Origin of the sequence: Arthrobacter sp. MYb214, from assembly GCF_002979865.1 — a bacterium.
Lineage (GTDB): Bacteria > Actinomycetota > Actinomycetes > Actinomycetales > Micrococcaceae > Glutamicibacter.
The window spans coordinates 1-1,007 of record NZ_PCPZ01000019.1 but is presented as its reverse complement, the minus strand read 5'-3'; the positions used below and the strand labels follow the sequence as shown (position 1 = coordinate 1,007).

Below are 1,007 nucleotides of genomic sequence, written 5' to 3'. Positions count from 1 at the left end.
GGGCACTCGAAAGGATCCCGGGCCGATAGCCCGACCTTGTTCAGGTAGGTGATCACCTGTGCGTAGGATTCGCGGACACTGGCCACGGTGTACGGCACCTGGTGCTCGTCGCAGTACTGGCGCACGATGCGCGAGACGCCGGCCAGGTTGGCGCGCGGCATGGACGGGAACAGGTGGTGCTCTACCTGGTAGTTCAATCCGCCGTAGACGTGGGAGAGCACGCGGTTTCCCCAGCTGGACTTGGCCATGACATTGCGTCCGGTCAGTACCTGGCGGGAGAAGAAGTCGATGCGGGCGTCCTGGGGAACCATCGGCATGCCCTTGTGGTTCGGGGCGAAGGAGGCACCCATGTAGACGCCGAAGACTGCCAGCTGCACGCCGAGGAAGGCGAAAGCCATGCCCACTGGCAGGAAGTAGAACACGATCGCCAGGTAGATGGCGATGCGCAGTGCAATGCCGGTCATCTCGCGCTTGCGGTTCTTGACCCGGCCGGCCTTGAACAGGTACTTGATCGAATGCATATGCAGATTCAAGCCCTCAAGGGTGAGCAGCGGGAAGAACAGGTAGCCCTGGCGGTTGGTGATCCACTTGAGCAGGCCGCGCTGGCGCTTGGCGTCCTCGGTCTGGAAGGAGATGGTGTCCCACTCGATGTCCGGATCCTTGCCCACGGTATTGGGGGTGGCGTGGTGCTTGTTGTGCTTGTTCATCCACCACTGGTAGCTGATGCCCACGACGATATTGGCCAGGAACTGGCCCAGCTTGTCATTGCGCTTGTGCGAAGCCAGGATCTGGCGGTGTGCCGCCTCGTGCGCCAGGAACGCGAATTGGGTGAGCAGCAGGCCCAAGGCTGCGGCCATCAGCAACTGGAACCAGCTGTCGCCCAGGAGGATGAAACCGGTAACGGTGCCGGCTAGCAGCACCGTCAGCACGATGCCCAACCCGAGATAGTGCCCGCGGCGGCGGCCGACCAGTCCAGCTTCGGTGACCAGCTTCTTGACGTGGAAGAA

Annotated in this window: 1 protein-coding gene; it reads right to left on the bottom strand. The window is 62.4% G+C overall.

From position 1 onward, the window contains the following. Positions 1 to 1,007: fatty acid desaturase family protein (locus CQ012_RS17345; protein WP_286134714.1), on the bottom strand; the 1,007-nt coding region annotated here is incomplete at both ends.